The organism is Fictibacillus nanhaiensis, from assembly GCF_019801215.1.
In the GTDB taxonomy this organism is placed as follows: domain Bacteria; phylum Bacillota; class Bacilli; order Bacillales; family Fictibacillaceae; genus Fictibacillus; species Fictibacillus nanhaiensis_C.
Map to the genome: position 1 here is coordinate 36,628 of NZ_JAHVJO010000008.1, position 19,295 is coordinate 55,922.

Sequence of the window (19,295 nt, forward strand, 5' to 3'; positions counted from 1 at the left end):
CCGCACTGCATCAACGTTTAAATCGCATATTTTTTTAGAGATTCAATGAGAAAAGTCTTGAAAATTTTATGGTGTGAGTAATTCGGCTTAGATATTTTGTCGCATGTTCGTCTTTATTGTCAATTTGAAACATTCACGGTGTTATTATTGTGGACAAAAAAAGCCCCCTATTGGGAGCTTAACTAGTAAGTGCAATAACTTCGATCTCTACTTTAGCGTCTTTAGGCAGTCGGGCTACTTCTACACATGATCTTGCTGGCTTGTGATCAGCAAAGTATTGGGCGTACACCTCGTTAATATCAGCAAATTCATTCATGTCTTTTATAAAAACGGTTGCCTTGATCACTTGATCAAGCGAGGAGCCGGCTTCTTGAAGAACTGCCTGTAGATTGCGAAAAACTTGATGTGTCTGATCTTTAACATCTCCGTCAATCATAACCCCGTCTTTTGTAAGCGGGATTTGCCCTGAACTGAAAAATAATTGGTTCGATACAATACCTTGTGAATACGGTCCGATCGCTGCCGGTGCTTCTATAGTATGGATTTTTTTCATTATGCATTTCTCCCATCTAGAGAATAATTACCTTTTTCTACTTCAATCCGGTTTTCTTTTTCATTAACTTGAGAAAGACGTGCAATTGAAACATAGTCGTCAACTAGACGTTCTGAAACTTCTTGCGCTTCAACGAGTACACCTATTCCTTCAATATGTGCTTGAAACTCATCGATTAAGCTGATCATACCTTTAATCGTTCCGCCTGCCTTCATAAAATCATCGATTATGAGGACACGTGAACCCTGCTTTATACTTCTTCTGGCAAGCGCCATCGTTTGGATGCGCTTCGTAGATCCAGATACATAATTGATGCTTACTGTGGAGCCTTCTGTTACCCTGCTGTTGCTTCTTACCACGACAACAGGAACATTTAAGTGGGTAGCTACAGCATAAGCCAGCGGTATCCCTTTCGTTGCGATCGTCATCACCACATCAATTTTACGTGACGAAAATACAGAGGCAAACAACCGGCCAATCATATTAACGAGCCTTGGATTGCCGATTACATCTGTAACGTACAAATAACCTCCTGGTAATATACGGCTAGGATCTTCGAGCAATTGAACAAGTTCGTTAACCGTCGCTTCCGCTTCTGCATGATCAATACCAGGGATATATTTAACACCGCCTGCAGCACCTGGAACGGTTTGAACTTGTCCTAAACCGTGCTGTTCAAAATGTTCTTTAATGATAGCAAGATCCTCACTAATAGAGGATTTAGCTGATTCATAGCGGTCTACAAAATAAGATAAAGGAATGAGCTGATGGGGATGATGAAGTAGGTAGGCTGTTAAATCCACCATTCTTCCGCTTCTTTTTAATTTCATAATTTCCTCCAAAACCGAATGTTTGAAGATAATATACCATTTTTATACGGATTTTATCAATCATTCCCCTATTAAACGAACAGCATAAACTTCATGACAAAAGCCTCTTAGTCCATTGTATACTCGGTGAAGTCTTGATTCATGCTGGAATAGCCCAAACACTGTCGGTCCGCTTCCGCTCATCAAAACAGCATCAGCGCCGAGCTTCATCATTTGCTCCTTAATGTGCCTTACTTCTGGGTACATTTCAAGCGTGACCGATTCCAATACATTTCCTAACAGCTTGCATATCTGGTCATAATCCTTATCTTCAATCGCTTTAACCATCCCATTTACGTCAGGGTGATCAATACCTTTAAGTTTTAGATTGCGGTATACTTCACCTGTCGAAACTCCGATCGGCGGTTTTGCTAATAAGACCCAGCAAGGAGGAGGTGATGAGATGTGCTGAATTTTTTCTCCTCGTCCAGTAGCAAGTGCAGTACCGCCATATACACAAAACGATACGTCAGAGCCAATCTTTGCCCCAAGTTCTGCTAACTCATCAAGTGACAACCCTAAGTTCCAAAGCTGGTTAAGACCTTTTAGAGTTGCAGCTGCATCGCTGCTCCCACCTGCTAATCCTGCAGCTACGGGTATGTGTTTTGAAATATGTATAAATACCCCTTGCTTAATACCGAACATCTTCTTAAGAAGCAATGCTGCCTGATAAGCCAGATTCCGCTCATCTAAAGGGACGAAGCCACCAGAACTCTCGATTTTAATCTCATTAGTTTCTAATAAAGTCAGTTCGATCCGATCAGCAAGATCAACCGTGGTCATGACCATGGCTACTTCGTGAAACCCATCCTCTCTTTTCTTCAAAGCATCTAGAGAAAGGTTTATTTTTGCTGGAGCTTTAATGGATACTTTATTATTAATCATCATTATCCCTGCCTAAAAATCTTTCACAATTTTGATATTTTTAATAGTAACACAGTTATACGTATTGTATGTAGATAAAATGAATAGTCGAAAACCGGAAACGTAAGCGTCTCCGGCTTCATAATATCGCATATTCACTTCTTTGTTTTATTTAAACCTTGCTCGGCTATTTCGAGTGCGCGTTTCACCATATTGCCTGCATCCTTGGAACTGATTCCGCCCCATCCTTCGCGTTGAACTTTATCATAAAAACCAAGCTCTTTAGCAATCTCGGTCTTTAAGGCCTCTGACATCATTCCTTGTTTGTTTTGCGCCATAATAAAAGACCCCTTTCATATGCGATACATATTAGTATCTCCAAAATAGGGTCTTTCATTTCTAACTTTCCATTATGTATATGTTTAGATGCTGATACACGAAGAGAATAGGTAAAAAAAATAGCAGTAAAGAATTCTTACTGCCCGATTGCTGCTTGTGTATCTTCTAAGAATGTAAGTTCTACTGTTTCTGTGAGTACATCCGCGTAACTATAAGAAACACGTTCAAAAGCGTTGGTGTCCTGATCTAATTTGATAATAAAAACCGCAGGGTATGTTTCTTCCAGTGTTCCTAGTCGTTCGATCGTTTTGCGTCGACCGCCATTCGCACGTAAAGAAAGTCTTCTACCCACGTTGGACTCTAAAGAGCGTCTAATGTCCACAATTGTTTTACCCATTTTAGGCTCCACCTCACTTAGACAAATTATAACACAAATCGTGTTTTTTTGTCAAATTAAAATTTTCATTATAGCAACTAAAGCATTTTCATGTCAATGACCAAATATCCTTTTTTTGCTTTTTTAGTATGTGTTTTTTTTCGACAATTATGTGCAGAATGAATAATTTTTAATTTTCTACTCTTACTTTTTGTCCATTTCCATTGTAATTTAAAGAAAATGCTCTTTAAAAAAGCAATACGGATTACACAACAATCCAAACAAATAAAATGAAAAACTCCGGTAATCCGGAGCTCTTGATTATGGTTTCGTTTTAATTGGCATTCCTGTTCGCAGAAACCCTTTAGTCTCTACTCCACCTAGTCCTTCTTTACCAGTGAGCGTGTTTCTTAATACGTCCATAACATTTACACGGTCCATAAATGAAGTCAAACTAATTTTTGAAACGATGTACACCGGATCAAGAGCGTGTATGTTAATTCGTGCAGGTGAGCTTGCAAAGTTCGATCCAACTTTGATTAATGATTCGAAATGAGACTGACATGCTCCAGCAAAAATCATTAAATGATCCAAATGTGTATATTTTCTTCTAACTTCACGAACAGTTCTTATGAAGTATTTTGTATGCCGGTATGCATTTACATCCGAATGATCACCTTTAGACTTCATATAAGCATCATGACCGGTAATGACGAGAATATCCGGTCTAACTTCATCAACCAATGCTGGAACCTTCTCTGGCATGTCTGTCTCTTTCATATGAATACCATATACAGGAACACCTAGTTTTTTATATAGCTCTAGGCATTTATTTAAATAAAGGGGATCGCCATCTACATGCAATACTCTTCCGGGTAACTCAAAATAGGATTGATCATACTGATACCCGTTCGTGGAAAGGTACTCCCGTTTTTGTCTTAACAAATAATAATCTTGTCTGAATAATTTAAAAGAAGATTCTTCCTTCTCCTTTACAACTTGACGATGTTCAGACACTTGTTTATCGTCCACAACAAATAAATCCTCCACTGGAGCATCTGCCCACAATCTAAGCTCTTCACCAGCGAGTTCCGCAATCGTCCTGTCTTCACTAAAACCCACAATTCGAAAAAGCAAATCCCTTTTGTAAGAGTCTCTTGTTACAATTGATCCGATTTCTAGTTTCATTTTACTCCCCCTATTTGGAGTAACTAGCTCCCACCATTCCTTTTATAAGAGTATGAGAACATAGGGGGAAAAATGAGGTTTATTTTACAAGAGGTAAAAGTGCATCTGCCAATTTACCGAATTCTTCTATCGTTAAAGTTTCTCCTCGTCGTTTTGGATCGATGCCTATTTCATCCAAAATCGATTGCAGCTCTTCTTTCTTCTCTTTGGAAACAAGCTGACTCGTCAGATTGTTCCATAATGTCTTCCTTCTTTGAGCAAAGGAAGATCGTACAACGTCAAAAAAGAAGGCTTCATCCTTAACAATTACAGCAGGCTCTTTGCGAATCGTCAGTTTAATAACCGATGAATCTACATTCGGAGCTGGAACAAAAACCGTTTTAGGGACTTTGATCATCGTTTCAGCTGTTGCATAATATTGAATGGCAATAGAAAGAGAATTATAATCCTTTGTGCCAGGAGAGGCTGCTAAACGGTCTGCTACCTCTTTTTGAATCATACAAACAATACCCCGTATCGGAAGTTTATCTTGAAGGAGCTTCATGATTATGGGTGTAGTCACGTAATAAGGCAGGTTTGCCACTACCATTAAGTCTTGTCCTTCTTCAAAGTGTTCATTTATCACTTGATGGATGTCTGCCTTTAAAATGTCGGAATGAATGACTTCGACATGCGGATAAGGGGCTAATGTTTCCTCTAGAATAGGTAAAAGGCGCTGATCAATTTCGAACGCGACCGCTTTTTTTGAAGCCCTTGCTATAAACTCGGTTAGTGCACCGATACCAGGACCGATCTCAATTACTCCCGAAGTCTCCGTTAAATCGGCTGCGTTCACGATATTATTTAATATGTTGCGGTCAATTAAAAAGTTTTGACCTAAGCTTTTCTTAAATGTAAAACCATGCTTTTCAAGTATGGCTTTTGTTGATTGGGGAGTTGAAATATCTTTTCTCATACCCTTCTAATCCTCCTCATTTCTATAAAGCACCTCTAGAGCTTGCTGAAATTCTGCTTGAGTTACGCGAAACATATTCAGACGTTTGTATAATTGCTTAGCATTCATATAGCCTAAACGCAGCTCTGCCCCAAGCATCTCACGCCTTCTTTTCGAACCAGCGCCACCTGTCAAGCCGGCTGCTATGAGATCTTCCCAAGAAATCAACTCAGATTCAGGCTCCATCATCTCTTCTCTGACATGTGAAAGAGCTTCTACAATAGCCTCATTAGAAGCGTGTTCAACACCTACTCCTTTGTCACCCTTAGCAATTGCATCTTGTTTTGCTAAGTAGGCGTGCTTACACCCTGGAACATACTCTGAGATGATTTGCCTAATTCTTTTTCCAGGAAAATCAGGATCTGTAAAAACAATGATTCCTCGAATCTCGTGAGCTCTTTTTATACGATTTAAGGTATCTATACTAATTTCTGAGCCATTTGTTTCTATTGTATCTGCATCAACTGATCGCTTAATTGCGAGCGTATCACATTTTCCTTCAACAATAATAAATTCTTTAATTTTTTTCATGATTTCCTCCAAAACGGTGAAACCTTTTTAGGTCTTAGAACGTCTAATTATTTGAACGAAAAAACATCTTTTACTAGTATACCCCAGGCGTCAAGAAAGTCTAGGTTAACAAAAATAAGGGATTCGTTACTCATCAAAAAAAGCACAGGGATTTTCCCCGTGCTCTCTTAAGACTTTCATTCATTACTTAATTAATAATACGGATTTTAACTGTTTTTCTTCCCCAAGACTCTGCACGTGATTGAGAAGAAAAGAACACGTCTATCTTATTACCCTTTATCGCTCCTCCAGTATCTGAAGCAATGGCATATCCATACCCTTCAACATATACTTTTGAGCCCAACGGAATAACATTTGGATCGACTGCAATTACTTTCGCGTTCGGATTTGCTTTTAAGTTATACCCTGAAGCAGTAATACCCGAACAGCCTTTACAGTTTGCCGTATAAGCTGTACTTGTTACATATATCTCTCTGCCGCCTGAATTGCTGGATGCTTTGCTACGTGATACAACCGGCGGAGGCTGTACTTTTGTTCCTATAGCCACGATTTTATCTGTGCTGTCTGATAACGTTTTTTCGCCTAGCAATTTTCTAGAAACTTCTTTTCCATTTTCCATAACGACTTCATAGCGCTTTTGAAGTTTGCCATTTTTGCCATCTTGCACGACACGCTCTTTGCCTTTCGTTAATCCGCTGTCTTTACGATTAACGGTAGCAAACGGTGTTTCTTCTTCCACTACATCGGTGACCTTTTCTACTCTGATGACTTCTACCTGCGTCTTACTTGTGATTTTTTCTGTTTTAGCAGGAGATACTCGGTCTATTTCACCTAATGATACCTTTTGTTGCTTCAAAAGGTCAGCGACGGTAGTCGAAGTGGTCCATACTTGTTGGGCTTTCCCGCCGACAACAAGCTTAACCGGAAATGCTGAATCAATGTTGATTTTTGTCTCATCTTCAACTTCAGCTGTCAGACTTGGCTTAATAACATCATGTTCCTTTAGCGTCAAACGTTGTTCTTTAATGACTTGCTCAACTGTTTTCGCTGTAGTCCATACCGTTTTGTCTTTTCCGTCTACAGAAAGGACGATTTTCTTCGCTTCAAGATAATCAACCTTCATATTATCCGTTACCTTTGCATTTAGCCCAGGTTTTACTAGATCATGCTGGTTGGGTTCTATGTTATGTTCGCTTAGAAGTTCTCTTACAGTATCTGCATGTGTCTTAACTTGCCTGTTCTTTCCGTCAAGCATTAGTGTTACTTCCGCTTTCGTAGTTTCATAACCTACGAATCCAGTAGTTACCGCCAAAACGAGAAGAGCGGCTATAGAAAGATAAAGTTTCTTTCTAGTAAAACTCGAGAACAAAGCTGTAATATTTTTATACATCTGTTTTCCTCCCCTACAAGGACTGCATTATAAATATCTTTTTTCTCTCTGTCAAATACCCCTCCTTTTCGTCATTAATTGACCCAAGCATAATTATGACCGGATAAGAAGGAAAAAGGGAAGAAAAAACGTTTGACAAATTTCCTGTCCCTTTTGTCATTTTTTGAAAGCTTAACGAGATATTCTTCATGCTTTGCTATTTTCCGACAGCATATCCTAACGGTCTATGCTAAAAATTTGAAAAGCATTGTCGGAAGTTTTTTTTATGATGTCTTCAAGTGGAAGAGCTTTTATTTCTGAAAGTGATTCAGCTACATATTTTACATAAGACGGTTCATTTCTTTTGCCTCTTAGTGGATGAGGGCTTAAATAAGGACAGTCCGTTTCTATCAATAGACGATCCATCGGAATTTCTTTAGCAACTTCCTTAACCTTTTTGGCATTCTTAAATGTTACAGGTCCACCAAAGCTTATGTAAAAATTCATGTCCATACATTGTCGGGCAACTTCTATACTGCCACTATAGCAGTGCATAATCCCGCCAACCTCATGGGCGTTTTCTTCCTTCAATATGTTTACAACATCTTGTGTTGCTTCCCTGTTATGAATAACGATAGGCAGCTTCACTTTTTTCGCTAGTCGTATCTGACGTCTGAATACTTCTTTTTGAACATCTGCCGGCGATTTGTCCCAATGATAATCAAGTCCCATTTCTCCTAAAGCAACAACCTTAGGATGTGCTGCAAGCTCCTCGATCCAGTCCAAATCTTCATCCGTCATATCGATTGCATCTACCGGATGCCAACCTACGCAAGCATAGATAAAGTCATACTCTTCAGCAAGTTTCATTGCTCCTGTTATGGTTTCACGGTCAAAACCAACGACAACAATGTGTGTAACACCTTCATCTAAAGCTCGCTGAATGACCGCTTGGCGATCTTCTTCAAACTGTGTTGCATTTAAATGTGCATGTGTATCAAACATAATGGACATTCCTTTCAACTTTACAAATCTTATCACATTTTCCATTCATTCGGGTAACAGTAGCATTACAATATAATTACATTGTAGGTATTAAGACCTACTTTTTATCAGTTATATCTAGCTGTTTTTCTGTCTTAGGCACTAAAAAAGCAGGGATATACTCCCCGCTTTCGTTTATTTATTTTACTTTTGACCCATTTGGAAGTGACGGATCTACCGTTGCTAATGTTAACTGGCCATCAGTGGATCCTGCTAAAATCATACCTTCTGAAAGCTCTCCGCGTAATTTCACTGGTTTTAAGTTCGTTACACAAATTACTTTCTGGCCCACAAGGTCGTCAGGCTTATAATGCTGTGCAATGCCCGAAACGACTTGGCGCTTTTCATATCCTAGGTCTAATTGAAGCTTTAATAATTTATCTGCTTTTTTAACAGGTTCCGCGGCAATAACAGTTGCAACTCGCAGATCAACCTTCATAAAGTCATCGATTGATATCTCTGGCTTTTCATCAGGAGGCTGAACTTCTTTATTAGGTTCTGGTTTTGGTTCTTCTCTTGGTAAAGCAGTTGCACCCATAGATTCTTTTATAAATTGAACTTCAACTTCTGTCTCGAGTCGAGGGAATATTGGATCGCCCTTTGTTACTTCCGTTTGAGAAGGGATCACACCAAATTCCTTTAATGATTCCCAGTTCGTTACATTCAAATCTGATAAACCGAGCTGGTTCCAGATTTTTGCTGGCGTTTCCGTCATAAACGGCTGAATCAATACAGATACGATACGAATAGATTCTGCAAGATGATACATGACACTTGCTAATTCACCCTGTTTTGCTTCGTCTTTTGCAAGTACCCATGGTTGAGTTTCGTCTATATACTTATTGGTTCGGCTTACCAGCTGCCAAATCGTTGAAAGTGCAATTGAAAACTCTAGATTTTCCATCGCCTCTTCTGTTTTTCTTACGGTCTCCATCGCAAAATCCTCAAGTGTACCGTCGAATTCAGTAATGCGGCCTTCATAGGAAGGAATCTTTCCATCAAAATATTTACCAATCATCGCAATTGTACGATTTAACAGGTTTCCTAAATCATTAGCCAAATCCGCATTCACTCTATCTACAAAGCTTTCAGGTGTAAACACCCCATCAGATCCAAACGGTACTTCACGAAGCAAATAGTAACGGAGAGGATCTAAACCGTATCGATCAATTAACACATTTGGATCAACTACGTTTCCTTTAGATTTCGACATTTTTCCGTCTTTCATTAACAGCCATCCATGTGCAATAACTTGCTTTGGTAACGGAAGTCCTAGCGCCATCAGCATAATCGGCCAGTAAATCGTGTGGAAACGAACGATTTCTTTACTCATTAGATGTACATCTGCGGGCCAATATCTCTTATATTTTTCGTCGTTTTCACTGCCGTACCCGAGTGCCGTTATATAGTTAGAAAGAGCATCAATCCATACATAGATTACATGCTTCGGATTTCCCGGCACCTTTACTCCCCAATCAAATGAAGTTCGAGAAACTGCAAGATCCTCTAAACCTGGCTTAATAAAATTGTTGATCATCTCACGCTTGCGCGATTCAGGATAAATAAAAGAAGGATTATTTTCATAGTAAGCCAATAAACGATCAGCATATTTGCTCATCCGGAAAAAATAGCTCTCTTCTTTCACTTTCTTTACTTCGCGTCCGCAGTCTGGACATTTTCCATCTTCAAGCTGCCGTTCGGTAAAGAAGGATTCACAATCTGTACAATACCATCCCTCATATTCGCTTAAGTAGATATCATCTTGGTCAACCAGCTGCTGAAAAATCTGCTCGACAGCGATTTTATGTCTTTCATCTGTTGTCCGTATATAGTCATCATATGAGATGTCCATTTTCTTCCATAGCGCTTTAATATCATCAACGATTCCGTCAACATATTTTTGTGGGTGAAGCCCTTGTTCGTTCGCTTTCTTTTGAATCTTTTCCCCATGTTCATCAGATCCGGTCAAATACATAACGTCAAAACCTCTTAAACGTTTGTATCTCGCCATCGCATCTCCTGCTGTCGTAGTATACGCGTGGCCAATATGAAGCTTTCCGCTTGGATAATAAATCGGTGTTGTAATGTAAAATGTGGGTTTAGTCACTTATGCCGCCTCCTCAAAGTATACTCAAATAGGAAAAAAAGCCCCTCCATTTAGGGACTGTTTGTCTTTATTAATGATTGGAAAATAGAAATACATCTCTAAAAAATGTATCTTTTTTACAAAAACTATAAAAAACTGTTTGCACTAGGACATAAAAGTAAAAAAGTAAGCGAAACAATCTCTATGTAAATACTTTCATTATTCTCTTTTCTTCCTTCAAAATATACCTAATGCATCGAAAGTGTGTCAAGGTTAAGAAGCAAATGGAAGAAAAGAAAACATGGACAGTATTTTTTCATTGTTAGTTTTGTCGAAATTTGACGATAATTCTAACCTTGATTTCCAGTAATTTTCTTTCAACTTTTACACTTTTTTGAATTTTTTATGACAATATATGAATATTTTTTCCAATCCATGGTTTAAGAAGTATTACAAAATGGGTATAGACTAGAGAATTCAATTGGTAAAAGAAAATAAAATGTTTAAGTCAAAACTATTGACGACAATTGGAAATCTTGGTAAGATGTTCTCGTAGGATTTTGTCGAATTCTGACGATTTAAATAGATAGGGAAATCTTTTATATATTTTGGGAGGAGAGATTTTATTATGAAATCTACAGGAATTGTACGTAAGGTGGACGAACTAGGACGTGTCGTTATTCCGATAGAATTACGCCGTACTTTAGGAATTGCAGAAAAGGATGCTCTAGAAATCTACGTTGATGATGACCGCATCATTCTTAAAAAATACAAGCCAAACATGACTTGTGCAGTTACTGGGGAAGTTTCTGATGATAACTACACAGTTGCTGGCGGTAAAATCATTCTTAGCCGTGAAGGTGCTAAAGAAGTTATGGATGAACTTCAAAAGCAACTTCAAACATCAAAATAAATTAACCAACAAAGAGCCTTCTATTAGAAGGCTCTTTCTCTATTTGTCCTTATAGGCCATGGTATTCCTGATAAATCGTACGCTTTGGAACATTCCGATCGGTCGCTGCTAATTTAATTGCATCTTTCGGCTTTTCACCTTCATTTACATAATGATCCACATGATCGACAACTGATAAAGTTTCCCACCATTCAGCTGATGCTTCTTCTTCAAACTCTTTATTGCCGCTTCCTTCAACAACCAAACAGAATTCTCCTCGTATTTCAGCATCTTCCTTGTTCAGGAATTCCGATACCTCGTCTAATGTGCCGCGAATAATTTCTTCATATCTCTTCGTGAGTTCGCGAACAACAGCAATCTTTCGGTTTTCAAATATTTCATTCATCGCTTGCAACGTATCTTTTAAACGGTGAGGTGCTTCATAGAACAAAAGAGTCGACGGGAAACGTTTAAGTCTTTCTAATTCTGCCTTTTTGTCTTTCTTTCCTCTTGGCAAAAAGCCATAAAACGTAAACAAATCCGTGTTTAATCCTGATGCGACTAGTGCAGGCAATGCAGCATTCGCTCCTGGTAAAGGAATGACTGGTATCATTTCCTCTACACATTGGACGACAAGATCATATCCTGGATCTGATATCCCTGGCATCCCTGCATCTGTGACGAGCGCAATCTGTTTTCCCACTTTTAATGCTTCAATCAGCTTTATCCCGCTCTGCTGTTTGTTATGATCATGATAACTTGTTAAGGGAGCATTGATTTCAAAGTGGTTACACAATTTTTTAGTTTGCCGAGTATCTTCTGCTGCTATCAGGTCGGCTTCTTTTAACGTCCGAACAGCACGGAACGTCATATCTTCTAAATTGCCAATTGGTGTTGGAACAAGAAATAACGCTCCCGTCCTGCTGCCTTCATGGTAGCTCTTTTGCTGCCACATATGAAACACTTCCCTCTTTTATTATTCTTTCTTTTGCTGCTCTGTTCAATTTCTTAATCGCAAACTCTATACGCATTGCTTCTTGTTTGGATGAAAAATGCTGATGAAAAACAACCTTGAGGGGTCCTCTTCCTCTTGTGTATTTTGCGCCTTTTCCTTCCTCATGCATCCGCAATCGTTGAGTTAATTTATTCGTATAACCTGTATAGTACGTTCCGTCTTTGCATTCCAAAATATACACAACATGTTCATTATTGCTCACCATAGAACATCCTTTTCAAAGCAGCCGTGTATTCACCTTTATCATCATACACGGTCAGCGGTGGCAGGATATGCAAATCTGGCTTTCCATGTTTCATTCCTTCTATTAAAAGCATATTCGCTTCACTGCCTGACTTTGGATAGATCAATTGGAGCTTTTTAGGCTCCAGTTTATATTGCCGCATGAATGCTAATATCTCCATCAAACGATTAGGACGGTGTACCATTGCTACTTTTCCGCCTTGTTTAACAAGCTGACTGCTTACACGAATGACATCTTCCAACGAACAATGTATCTCATGACGGGCTATTGCTAAATGTTCATTTTGATTGTGATCTTCATCGTGTACGGAGGCGAAATAAGGCGGATTGCACGTTAATGCATCAAAGGTGCCATATCCATAATGAGCTGGAGCATCTTTGATGTCAGAGAGATCCATCTGGATTTGCTGAGACAAATCGTTTAATACGACACTTCTTTTTGCCATACTATGTAACCTTTCCTGTATTTCAACACCCGTAATGTGCGCTTTGGAGCGTTTACTCAACAATAAGGCAACGGCACCATTGCCGCTGCAAAGATCTATAATTTTTCCCTTTTGAATCGGAACCCATGCAAAACGGCTTAAGAGTACGGCATCTAAAGAAAACGAAAAGACAGACGGACTTTGAATAATTTTTAATTCTGGGTGTACTAAAAAGTCAATACGCTCATCTGGCAGGAGCTGGTTTTCCACAATAACTCCCCTTTCTTCTATATAAAAAGAAGCCTTCCCATTTGGAAAGGCGTTTATTTCTTATTTAAAAATGACAGACAAAACAAACAATCTCCTTCTGAACGTACACTGCCATAATGAAGGTTACAAATGTGGAACCCTTCCTGGTAGAGACGTGCCAGGTTATCATAGCCTTCTCCGATATCAGTAGGCTCTTTCTTCCCTTTAGAGACAGAAGATTTTTTAGAAGATGTGCGTTTTTCATCACGGTTCAGTTTGTTTCGTAAATGATCATTTTCCATCACAAGATGGTGGTTTTCTTCAATTAATGCAGCCAAATGGGTTTTAAAATCTTCTAGTTGCTGAGACAACTCAACGATTTGTTCCTCCATCTGTACTACGCGGGAAAATATAGTCTTCTTTTCCACGAATTCCACCTCTTTTACTCTGTGGCCTGACTGTATAATTCCTCTTTCTTACTTGCAAGCTCGTCCCATGTAAACTCAGTTGTTCTCTCCATTGAAGGAATATTAACTTGAATGAGCTTTTCAAGCAAGTTCAAGCCGACAACGCGACCAACACCATGAGGGGTCATGATTTCTTCACCAACATCAGGCATTTCTTCTTTTGCTTCTTCGTAATAGTCATTTTCGTATTTTAAACAGCACATCAAACGTCCGCATAAGCCAGAAATCTTTGCAGGGTTTAAGGAAAGATTCTGGTCTTTTGCCATTTTGATCGAAACCGGCTCAAAATCCCCTAAGAATGTTGAACAGCAGAGCATCCGGCCACATGGGCCAATCCCGCCTAGCATCTTCGCTTCATCTCTTACACCGATTTGTCTAAGTTCTATTCTTGTCCTAAAAATAGAAGCTAAGTCTTTAACGAGTTCACGAAAATCAATTCTTCCATCTGCTGTAAAATAAAAAATAATCTTGTTTCGGTCAAACGTATATTCAACATCGACCAGCTTCATGTCCAACTGGTGTTCAATGATTTTTTCTTCACAACTTTGAAACGCTTCCTTAGCGGCCGCTTTATTTTCATCTACAGACAAAATATCCTTCTGTGTCGCGAGCCTAACGACTTTTTTTAAAGGAAGAACCACATCATTCTCCCCGACTAGTTTCTTGTCGATAACTACCTTGCCATATTCTATTCCACGCGCTGTTTCCACAATAACAAACGCGTCTTTTTTCACTTCAAGGTCGCCGGGGTCGAAATAATATACTTTACCCGCTTTTTTGAAGCGGATTCCCACTACCTCATACAAGGTTTTATCCCTCCCGTAATCGTAAAACCAACTGCTCCATCACCATAAGGGGGCTGACGTTGCTCCTTAATCTAGCTTGAGCAGTCAGTATAGCTTGCAGAGCTTCTCCTGTTTTCCGTTCGGACGTTTGAAGCGCCTGCTGCTCTAAAGCTTGAAGCTGGTCGAAAAACACGACTTTTTCCGACATTGATAAATGTATAGATAAAAGATCCCGATACCAGATCAAAAGTAAGTTTAAAGCTAAACGCAACTGTTCTTTCTCTTTAAAAAAGCTAAGATACTGTTCTTGCAGAACAACAAGACAGTAATCTGGCCGCAGTCGCAGTTCCTCCGTCAATTGTATCACTTTGGCTCTTGCTTGTGCAAACCACTCTTCCCTACAAATTTCGAGCGCTTCTGCATAATCGGACGTAAGTGAAGAGGCCAATGCTGCGATTGGCTTCGGAATGTCTTGCTCTAGTAATTTCTGTAAGATCCCTTCTGGCGCAAGGGCTGCAAAAGAAAGTGTCTGCGCACGTGAACGGATCGTTTCAAGCAAACTATGCACTTGTTCTGTCAATAAAATGGCGATTGTATCCGCACCAGGTTCTTCTAAAAATTTCAAAAGACTATTTGCTGCCTGGACTGTCATTTTATCAGCGTGCTCAATGATATATACTTTTTTAGAAGATTCCATCCCGCTATAGGCAAATTCTTTCTGCAACTCTCTTATTTGGTCAATTTTTATGGACTGGCCATCGGGTGTAAGGATATGTACGTCCGGATGATTGCCTGACGAAATCCTTCTGCAATTGGAACAGTTTTCGCACGGATTTCCATCCATCGCGTTTCTGCACAGAAATGTTTTTGCTAAGACCGTTGCCACCGCCATCTTTCCGGTCCCGTGCGCACCTTCAAATATATATGCATGAGCGAGGCGCTGTTTTATGATGCTGTTTTTTAAAAGTCTCACAACACGCGGTTGTGTCTTGCTGCTATTTTCCCAGCTCACCATACATTTCACCTACTACGTATATAAATTTACTAATAACCCTTTTATTTCACCAATCTTATCTAAAAGATGGATAGATTCCTTTTCTTGGCTTAATACCGCTTCTGTAATTTGTAAAAGCTGTTCATCAATTTCTTTTACAAGCTTGAGCGTTCTCGATCGTCCTTGCTCATTCCAGCTTTTGTTTTGTTTTAATTGCATACCGAATTGAACCGCTTCTTTTACGAAGCGCTGCACTAAATTTTTATATGCCTGCAGATCTCTAACTGTTTGGGACTGCATCAGTCTTTTCCCCTGTGTTTCAATTTCCCCTAACAGTTTTGTTAACTGCTCAGAATGCAGCTTTTCACTCTGCTTAGATACAGCTTCCCCAAACGATAATGAAGGCTTCTTGTCCGCTTTTCCTTCATTCTGTTTCGTTTCAAGAATTGGTCTTATGTCTTGGCCGATTTTCATAATAACCCCTCAATAGTAAAGCGTAAATTTATTAAAATTGTTGAAAACTTTCAACAGGCAGTACAAATACTGTCGCACCGCCGACTTCTACTTCAACAGGATATGGCACATACGCGTCTGCATTTCCACCCATCGGTGAAACGGGTGCAACCATCTGATTGCGGCTTTTGCAATTTTCACGAATAATTTCCATAACGTCTTCTATCTGAGCATCTTCCACACCAATCATAAACGTTGTATTTCCGGCTTTCAAAAATCCACCTGTTGTCGCAAGCTTCGTTGCACGGTAATTTTTTTCAACAAGGGAATCCTGCAGTCGGCTGCTATCTTTATCTTGAACAACGGCTATAATCATTTTCATGGCAAATGCCTCCTTTTACTTTTCCTAATGATTCGCTAAAAGTCTGTCTAAATCCTTTGCAATCTCATGAAACACAGTTTCAGCATCCTGCTCTCCGTTGACCCGAACAATGCGCTCGGACTGATCGGCAAAAATCTTATGAAACCCTTCTCTCACTCGTTCATGATATGAAAAATCCTTTTGTTCGATTCGATCCAGGCTTCCTTCACCATAACGGGCTCTCATTCGTTCTCGTCCTATTTTGGGAGATACATCGATAAAATAGCTCCGATCCGGAACTAAGCCGCCTGTAGCGATCTTGTTCACCTGTAAAACCGGCTCTTCACCTACACCCAGTCCGTATCCTTGATAAGCAAGAGAGGCATCTACAAATCGGTCGCACAAAACCACTTTACCCTCATTAAGAGCTGGAATGATCTTTTCATGTACATGTTGAGCACGGGATGCCGCATAAAGCAACACTTCAGTAAGATCGTGCATTTCTTTATGCTCCGGATCTAAAATGAGTGATCTGATCTGATCACTGATTCTTGTACCGCCTGGCTCACGTGTTTGTATAAAATCTATTTGATTCTGAGTTAAATACTCAGCAATTCTTCTAACTTGAGTCGTTTTCCCTGAACCATCAGGGCCTTCTAATGTAATAAATAAACCCTTCACAGCTGTTGCTCCTTACCTAATATCAAATACGTACATCTCCTCAAGCTCATTGACTCCTTGGAACCTGGCACCCTTCTCTTTTAAGAAAAAATAATGGCAAATGCATGCTGATGTTATCTTTTCACCTTTTGCGATTAAAGGTATGCCTGGGGGATATGGAATTATAGCTTCCGCCGCAATAAAACCATCTGCTTTTTGTATTGACAATTCTTTAACGCTCATTTTTTTCATATCGTTGTAAGATACAGATAACGTACTGACAGATGGAAATAGCAAGAGAGGTTTTGAATACGTTTTTCTTATTTTATATAGTGAAAGCTTATAAGATATTTTGCTGAAAACTTCCTTTAATTGTGTTAAATCATCCATCATTCCGAGAGGCAGAATAAACAGCACGTTTCTCTCATCTGCTAACTCTGAAAACAAACCTTCTTCTTCAAACATATGCTGCAGTTCATACCCTGATATATCCCTGTCTGTTTGAACAGTAACCTTTAATGGATCTAATACGTATCCTTTTGGCGTCTTAACAGTTTGAAGGCATTCGAGATTATCGATATCCATTCTAAATCTCTCGGACTGATGAGCAATTGTTCCTAATTCATGTGCTGTTAATTTCTCCATATACATACGGCTTAAGTCAAGAGAAGCCATGATTAAGTATGATGGCGAGCTAGACTGGATCATCTGAAGAGCATGAGATAAGCGATATTTATCTATCCGATCACTGTTTACATGTAAGAATGCACCCATCGTTAATGCGGGGAGCGTTTTGTGTGCAGATTGAACAACAATATCCGCCCCTTTATGTATCGCACTTTTTGGCATTTCTTTTAATCCAAAATGTGCCCCATGTGCCTCGTCAACGAGAACAACTCCCCCTTTACGGTGAACGATATCTGATATTTCTTGAATATCCTGCTGCATGCCGTAATAAGTAGGATTTGTCAGTATAATTCCTTTTATGTCTAAATGGACTTCCAAAGCCTTTTCGACTGTATCCACATTAACACCTAAAGGAAACCCACCTTCAACATCCATTTCTGGGGATAAGAAGACGGGGTAAGCCCCAGAGAGTTCGAGTCCGTTAAGAACAGATTTATGACAGTTTCGCTGAACAAGCACAACATCACCATGTCCGAATGAAGCCAATATCATTGCAAGGTTGCCAGACGTACTCCCTCCAACAAGAAAGTAGCTATTCTTCACTTTATAAAGTGATCCTAATAACTCTTGAGCCTCTTGAATAGCTCCTTCGGGATGATGCAAATCGTCTAATCCTGTTAGCTCTGTTACATCTAAGGGCAGCACAGATTGAAAAAAAGAGAATGCATTTTTTTCAAAGATCTGTCCGCTCTTATGACCTGGAACGTGAAACGACCATTTACTTTTCTTTGTATGTTGAATCAACGCCTCAAATAGCGGTGCACGGTTCATCTTATAAGATCCTCTTATTTTTTATACGTTTTTGCCTTGATATACCTCCATTCTAACACATGTTCCAGGTCCAAAGAATTTTATAACATAAAAAAACAGGCCGTTTAACAGCCTGTTTTTACGAAGACGCACTTACTAATTTTAATTTTCTCAGTTGGGATAAGTAATGTTTATAATATTCGTCATTTGTTTTGGCAGTAAGGATTTTCTGCTCACATTCTTGGCAAATAAATTGATGAAGAATGTGTAATCCCCGATCCTTTTGCTCCTCACAAACCATACATGTTTCCCCGTACTGTCGTGTCGTTTTCATTCTTCCACCTCCATAATGCCATTGTTGCCAGAATAGTTTATCCATATACGTTTTTTCAGATAATTTAAAGGTTCTTTAAAATGTATGAAACTCTGGCTCTCGTTGTGTCTGTCTTCTCGCATTTCAATAAAATAAACCAAGTTGCGCCTTCATGTACGTTTAATCCCCGCTGTATCAGGATTTAAAACAGTTCGATGTGCTTGAACTTGTTTGCTTATATAGAATTAAATTTGAGCGGATGGTTTTGTCGAAAAACCTGTTTTAAGTCATAGTTTTAGATGCCGATTTGTCGAAAAGCTTATAAAACCTAAAATCCGTACTTACATCTTTTAAAATGCAAAGAAGAAGATGGTTTTAGCCATCTTCTTCATTTTTTCTTTTATATCTCATTGATTCCTTTTTAAACACAAAAAAAAGAAGATGGATATTCATCCATCTTCCTCATTGCTCAGCGACGTCCTACTCTAACAGGGGGAGACCCCCAACTACCATCGGCGCTGAAGAGCTTAACTTCCGTGTTCGGTATGGGAACGGGTGTGACCTCTTCGCCATCATCACTGAACCTACTCATGACTTTCACCATGAATGATTAAGTTGAGAAATTGCTCTCTCAAAACTAGATACGACGTTTCCAAACGTTTCATGCTTTTTTAAGGATAAGCCCTCGACCGATTAGTATCTGTCAGCTCCACGTGTCACCACGCTTCCACACCAGACCTATCAACCTCATCATCTCTAAGGGGTCTTACTCACTTAACGTGATGGGA

At 39.4% G+C, this 19,295-nt stretch carries 23 protein-coding genes and 2 rRNA genes; 1 reads left to right on the top strand and 24 read right to left on the bottom strand.

Translation table 11 applies throughout. The features are described 5' to 3' along the window. Window positions 1-178: 178 nt before the first annotated feature. From KUV80_RS17995 to metG, 11 genes are all read right to left on the bottom strand, one after another. The gene (locus tag KUV80_RS17995) at window positions 179-553 is read right to left on the bottom strand and encodes a RidA family protein (protein WP_222464104.1); all 375 of its coding nucleotides are present in this window, start codon (window positions 551-553) and stop codon (window positions 179-181) included. Further along, on the bottom strand, window positions 553-1,383 hold the full coding sequence (gene purR / locus KUV80_RS18000) for a pur operon repressor (protein WP_222464105.1): 831 nt from the start codon (window positions 1,381-1,383) through the stop codon (window positions 553-555). The genes KUV80_RS17995 and purR overlap by 1 nt, the downstream gene beginning before the upstream one ends. A 60-nt stretch (window positions 1,384-1,443) precedes the next feature. Continuing rightward, window positions 1,444-2,307 (bottom strand): 4-(cytidine 5'-diphospho)-2-C-methyl-D-erythritol kinase, encoded by an 864-nt coding sequence (gene ispE, locus KUV80_RS18005; protein ID WP_222464106.1) that lies wholly within the window; start codon window positions 2,305-2,307, stop codon window positions 1,444-1,446. Window positions 2,308-2,441: 134 nt separating this feature from the next. Then, window positions 2,442-2,624 carry a small, acid-soluble spore protein, alpha/beta type gene (locus tag KUV80_RS18010; RefSeq protein ID WP_222464107.1) on the bottom strand — a complete coding sequence of 61 codons (183 nt, stop codon included), beginning with the start codon at window positions 2,622-2,624 and terminating at the stop codon, window positions 2,442-2,444. Between the two features lie 137 nt (window positions 2,625-2,761). Further along, on the bottom strand, window positions 2,762-3,022 hold the full coding sequence (gene veg, locus KUV80_RS18015; RefSeq protein WP_066238125.1) for a biofilm formation stimulator Veg: 261 nt from the start codon (window positions 3,020-3,022) through the stop codon (window positions 2,762-2,764). A 300-nt stretch (window positions 3,023-3,322) separates the two neighbouring features. Continuing rightward, window positions 3,323-4,189 carry a sporulation peptidase YabG gene (gene yabG / locus KUV80_RS18020; RefSeq protein ID WP_222464108.1) on the bottom strand — a complete coding sequence of 289 codons (867 nt, stop codon included), beginning with the start codon at window positions 4,187-4,189 and terminating at the stop codon, window positions 3,323-3,325. A 79-nt stretch (window positions 4,190-4,268) separates the two neighbouring features. Further along, the gene (gene rsmA, locus KUV80_RS18025) at window positions 4,269-5,144 is read right to left on the bottom strand and encodes a 16S rRNA (adenine(1518)-N(6)/adenine(1519)-N(6))-dimethyltransferase RsmA (protein WP_222464109.1); all 876 of its coding nucleotides are present in this window, start codon (window positions 5,142-5,144) and stop codon (window positions 4,269-4,271) included. 6 nt (window positions 5,145-5,150) lie between these two features. Beyond that, window positions 5,151-5,714, bottom strand: coding sequence for a ribonuclease M5 (gene rnmV, locus KUV80_RS18030; protein WP_222464110.1), 564 nt, complete (start codon window positions 5,712-5,714; stop codon window positions 5,151-5,153). A 187-nt stretch (window positions 5,715-5,901) separates the two neighbouring features. After that, window positions 5,902-7,104 carry a G5 and 3D domain-containing protein gene (locus KUV80_RS18035; RefSeq protein WP_222464111.1) on the bottom strand — a complete coding sequence of 401 codons (1,203 nt, stop codon included), beginning with the start codon at window positions 7,102-7,104 and terminating at the stop codon, window positions 5,902-5,904. A gap of 216 nt (window positions 7,105-7,320) precedes the next feature. Next, window positions 7,321-8,091: a TatD family hydrolase gene (locus KUV80_RS18040; protein WP_222464124.1), complete on the bottom strand. Its 771-nt coding sequence runs from the start codon at window positions 8,089-8,091 to the stop codon at window positions 7,321-7,323. A 175-nt stretch (window positions 8,092-8,266) separates the two neighbouring features. Then, complete coding sequence (gene metG / locus KUV80_RS18045; protein ID WP_222464112.1) at window positions 8,267-10,234, bottom strand: methionine--tRNA ligase; 1,968 nt, start codon at window positions 10,232-10,234, stop codon at window positions 8,267-8,269. A gap of 607 nt (window positions 10,235-10,841) precedes the next feature. On the opposite strand from metG, the gene KUV80_RS18050 reads away from it, so the two are divergent. Continuing rightward, entirely contained in the window at window positions 10,842-11,126 is a 285-nt protein-coding gene (locus KUV80_RS18050; RefSeq protein ID WP_066285380.1) for an AbrB/MazE/SpoVT family DNA-binding domain-containing protein, read from the top strand. 49 nt (window positions 11,127-11,175) lie between these two features. On the opposite strand, the gene rsmI is transcribed toward KUV80_RS18050, so the two are convergent. From rsmI to KUV80_RS18115, 13 genes are all read right to left on the bottom strand, one after another. After that, complete coding sequence (gene rsmI / locus KUV80_RS18055; RefSeq protein ID WP_222464113.1) at window positions 11,176-12,060, bottom strand: 16S rRNA (cytidine(1402)-2'-O)-methyltransferase; 885 nt, start codon at window positions 12,058-12,060, stop codon at window positions 11,176-11,178. Beyond that, on the bottom strand, window positions 12,035-12,325 hold the full coding sequence (locus tag KUV80_RS18060; protein ID WP_222464114.1) for a GIY-YIG nuclease family protein: 291 nt from the start codon (window positions 12,323-12,325) through the stop codon (window positions 12,035-12,037). Before KUV80_RS18060 ends, rsmI begins: the two co-directional genes overlap by 26 nt. Then, a complete protein-coding gene (locus tag KUV80_RS18065; RefSeq protein ID WP_425309155.1) occupies window positions 12,312-13,058 on the bottom strand; it encodes a tRNA1(Val) (adenine(37)-N6)-methyltransferase in 747 nt (248 codons plus the stop codon). The genes KUV80_RS18060 and KUV80_RS18065 overlap by 14 nt, the downstream gene beginning before the upstream one ends. Before the next feature lie 53 nt (window positions 13,059-13,111). Then, window positions 13,112-13,465, bottom strand: coding sequence for a DNA replication initiation control protein YabA (gene yabA / locus KUV80_RS18070; RefSeq protein ID WP_222464115.1), 354 nt, complete (start codon window positions 13,463-13,465; stop codon window positions 13,112-13,114). A 14-nt stretch (window positions 13,466-13,479) separates the two neighbouring features. Continuing rightward, window positions 13,480-14,310 (bottom strand): PSP1 domain-containing protein, encoded by an 831-nt coding sequence (locus KUV80_RS18075; protein WP_222464116.1) that lies wholly within the window; start codon window positions 14,308-14,310, stop codon window positions 13,480-13,482. 4 nt (window positions 14,311-14,314) lie between these two features. Continuing rightward, a complete protein-coding gene (holB, locus tag KUV80_RS18080) occupies window positions 14,315-15,304 on the bottom strand; it encodes a DNA polymerase III subunit delta' (protein WP_222464117.1) in 990 nt (329 codons plus the stop codon). Window positions 15,305-15,316: 12 nt separating this feature from the next. Further along, window positions 15,317-15,757, bottom strand: coding sequence for a YaaR family protein (locus KUV80_RS18085; protein WP_222464118.1), 441 nt, complete (start codon window positions 15,755-15,757; stop codon window positions 15,317-15,319). A gap of 31 nt (window positions 15,758-15,788) precedes the next feature. Next, complete coding sequence (locus tag KUV80_RS18090; RefSeq protein WP_222464119.1) at window positions 15,789-16,118, bottom strand: cyclic-di-AMP receptor; 330 nt, start codon at window positions 16,116-16,118, stop codon at window positions 15,789-15,791. A 24-nt stretch (window positions 16,119-16,142) separates the two neighbouring features. Next, window positions 16,143-16,778, bottom strand: coding sequence for a dTMP kinase (tmk, locus tag KUV80_RS18095; RefSeq protein WP_222464120.1), 636 nt, complete (start codon window positions 16,776-16,778; stop codon window positions 16,143-16,145). A 12-nt stretch (window positions 16,779-16,790) separates the two neighbouring features. Next, entirely contained in the window at window positions 16,791-18,215 is a 1,425-nt protein-coding gene (locus KUV80_RS18100) for an aminotransferase class I/II-fold pyridoxal phosphate-dependent enzyme (protein WP_222464121.1), read from the bottom strand. Window positions 18,216-18,333: 118 nt separating this feature from the next. Next, the gene (locus KUV80_RS18105) at window positions 18,334-18,528 is read right to left on the bottom strand and encodes a sigma factor G inhibitor Gin (RefSeq protein WP_222464122.1); all 195 of its coding nucleotides are present in this window, start codon (window positions 18,526-18,528) and stop codon (window positions 18,334-18,336) included. Between the two features lie 446 nt (window positions 18,529-18,974). Continuing rightward, window positions 18,975-19,090 (bottom strand): 5S ribosomal RNA (rrf, locus tag KUV80_RS18110). A 90-nt stretch (window positions 19,091-19,180) separates the two neighbouring features. Beyond that, window positions 19,181-19,295: ribosomal RNA gene (locus KUV80_RS18115) — 23S ribosomal RNA — on the bottom strand; the annotation flags it as partial.

Coding starts and splice junctions, on each gene's coding strand:
- KUV80_RS17995 (WP_222464104.1), bottom strand. CDS start 553: ATGAAAAAAATCCATACTATAGAAGCACCGGCAGCGATCGGACCGTAT.
- purR (WP_222464105.1), bottom strand. CDS start 1,383: ATGAAATTAAAAAGAAGCGGAAGAATGGTGGATTTAACAGCCTACCTA.
- ispE (WP_222464106.1), bottom strand. CDS start 2,307: ATGATTAATAATAAAGTATCCATTAAAGCTCCAGCAAAAATAAACCTT.
- KUV80_RS18010 (WP_222464107.1), bottom strand. CDS start 2,624: ATGGCGCAAAACAAACAAGGAATGATGTCAGAGGCCTTAAAGACCGAG.
- veg (WP_066238125.1), bottom strand. CDS start 3,022: ATGGGTAAAACAATTGTGGACATTAGACGCTCTTTAGAGTCCAACGTG.
- yabG (WP_222464108.1), bottom strand. CDS start 4,189: ATGAAACTAGAAATCGGATCAATTGTAACAAGAGACTCTTACAAAAGG.
- rsmA (WP_222464109.1), bottom strand. CDS start 5,144: ATGAGAAAAGATATTTCAACTCCCCAATCAACAAAAGCCATACTTGAA.
- rnmV (WP_222464110.1), bottom strand. CDS start 5,714: ATGAAAAAAATTAAAGAATTTATTATTGTTGAAGGAAAATGTGATACG.
- KUV80_RS18035 (WP_222464111.1), bottom strand. CDS start 7,104: ATGTATAAAAATATTACAGCTTTGTTCTCGAGTTTTACTAGAAAGAAA.
- KUV80_RS18050 (WP_066285380.1), top strand. CDS start 10,842: ATGAAATCTACAGGAATTGTACGTAAGGTGGACGAACTAGGACGTGTC.
- rsmI (WP_222464113.1), bottom strand. CDS start 12,060: ATGTGGCAGCAAAAGAGCTACCATGAAGGCAGCAGGACGGGAGCGTTA.
- KUV80_RS18060 (WP_222464114.1), bottom strand. CDS start 12,325: ATGGTGAGCAATAATGAACATGTTGTGTATATTTTGGAATGCAAAGAC.
- holB (WP_222464117.1), bottom strand. CDS start 15,304: ATGGTGAGCTGGGAAAATAGCAGCAAGACACAACCGCGTGTTGTGAGA.
- KUV80_RS18085 (WP_222464118.1), bottom strand. CDS start 15,757: ATGAAAATCGGCCAAGACATAAGACCAATTCTTGAAACGAAACAGAAT.
- KUV80_RS18090 (WP_222464119.1), bottom strand. CDS start 16,118: ATGAAAATGATTATAGCCGTTGTTCAAGATAAAGATAGCAGCCGACTG.
- KUV80_RS18100 (WP_222464121.1), bottom strand. CDS start 18,215: ATGAACCGTGCACCGCTATTTGAGGCGTTGATTCAACATACAAAGAAA.
- KUV80_RS18105 (WP_222464122.1), bottom strand. CDS start 18,528: ATGAAAACGACACGACAGTACGGGGAAACATGTATGGTTTGTGAGGAG.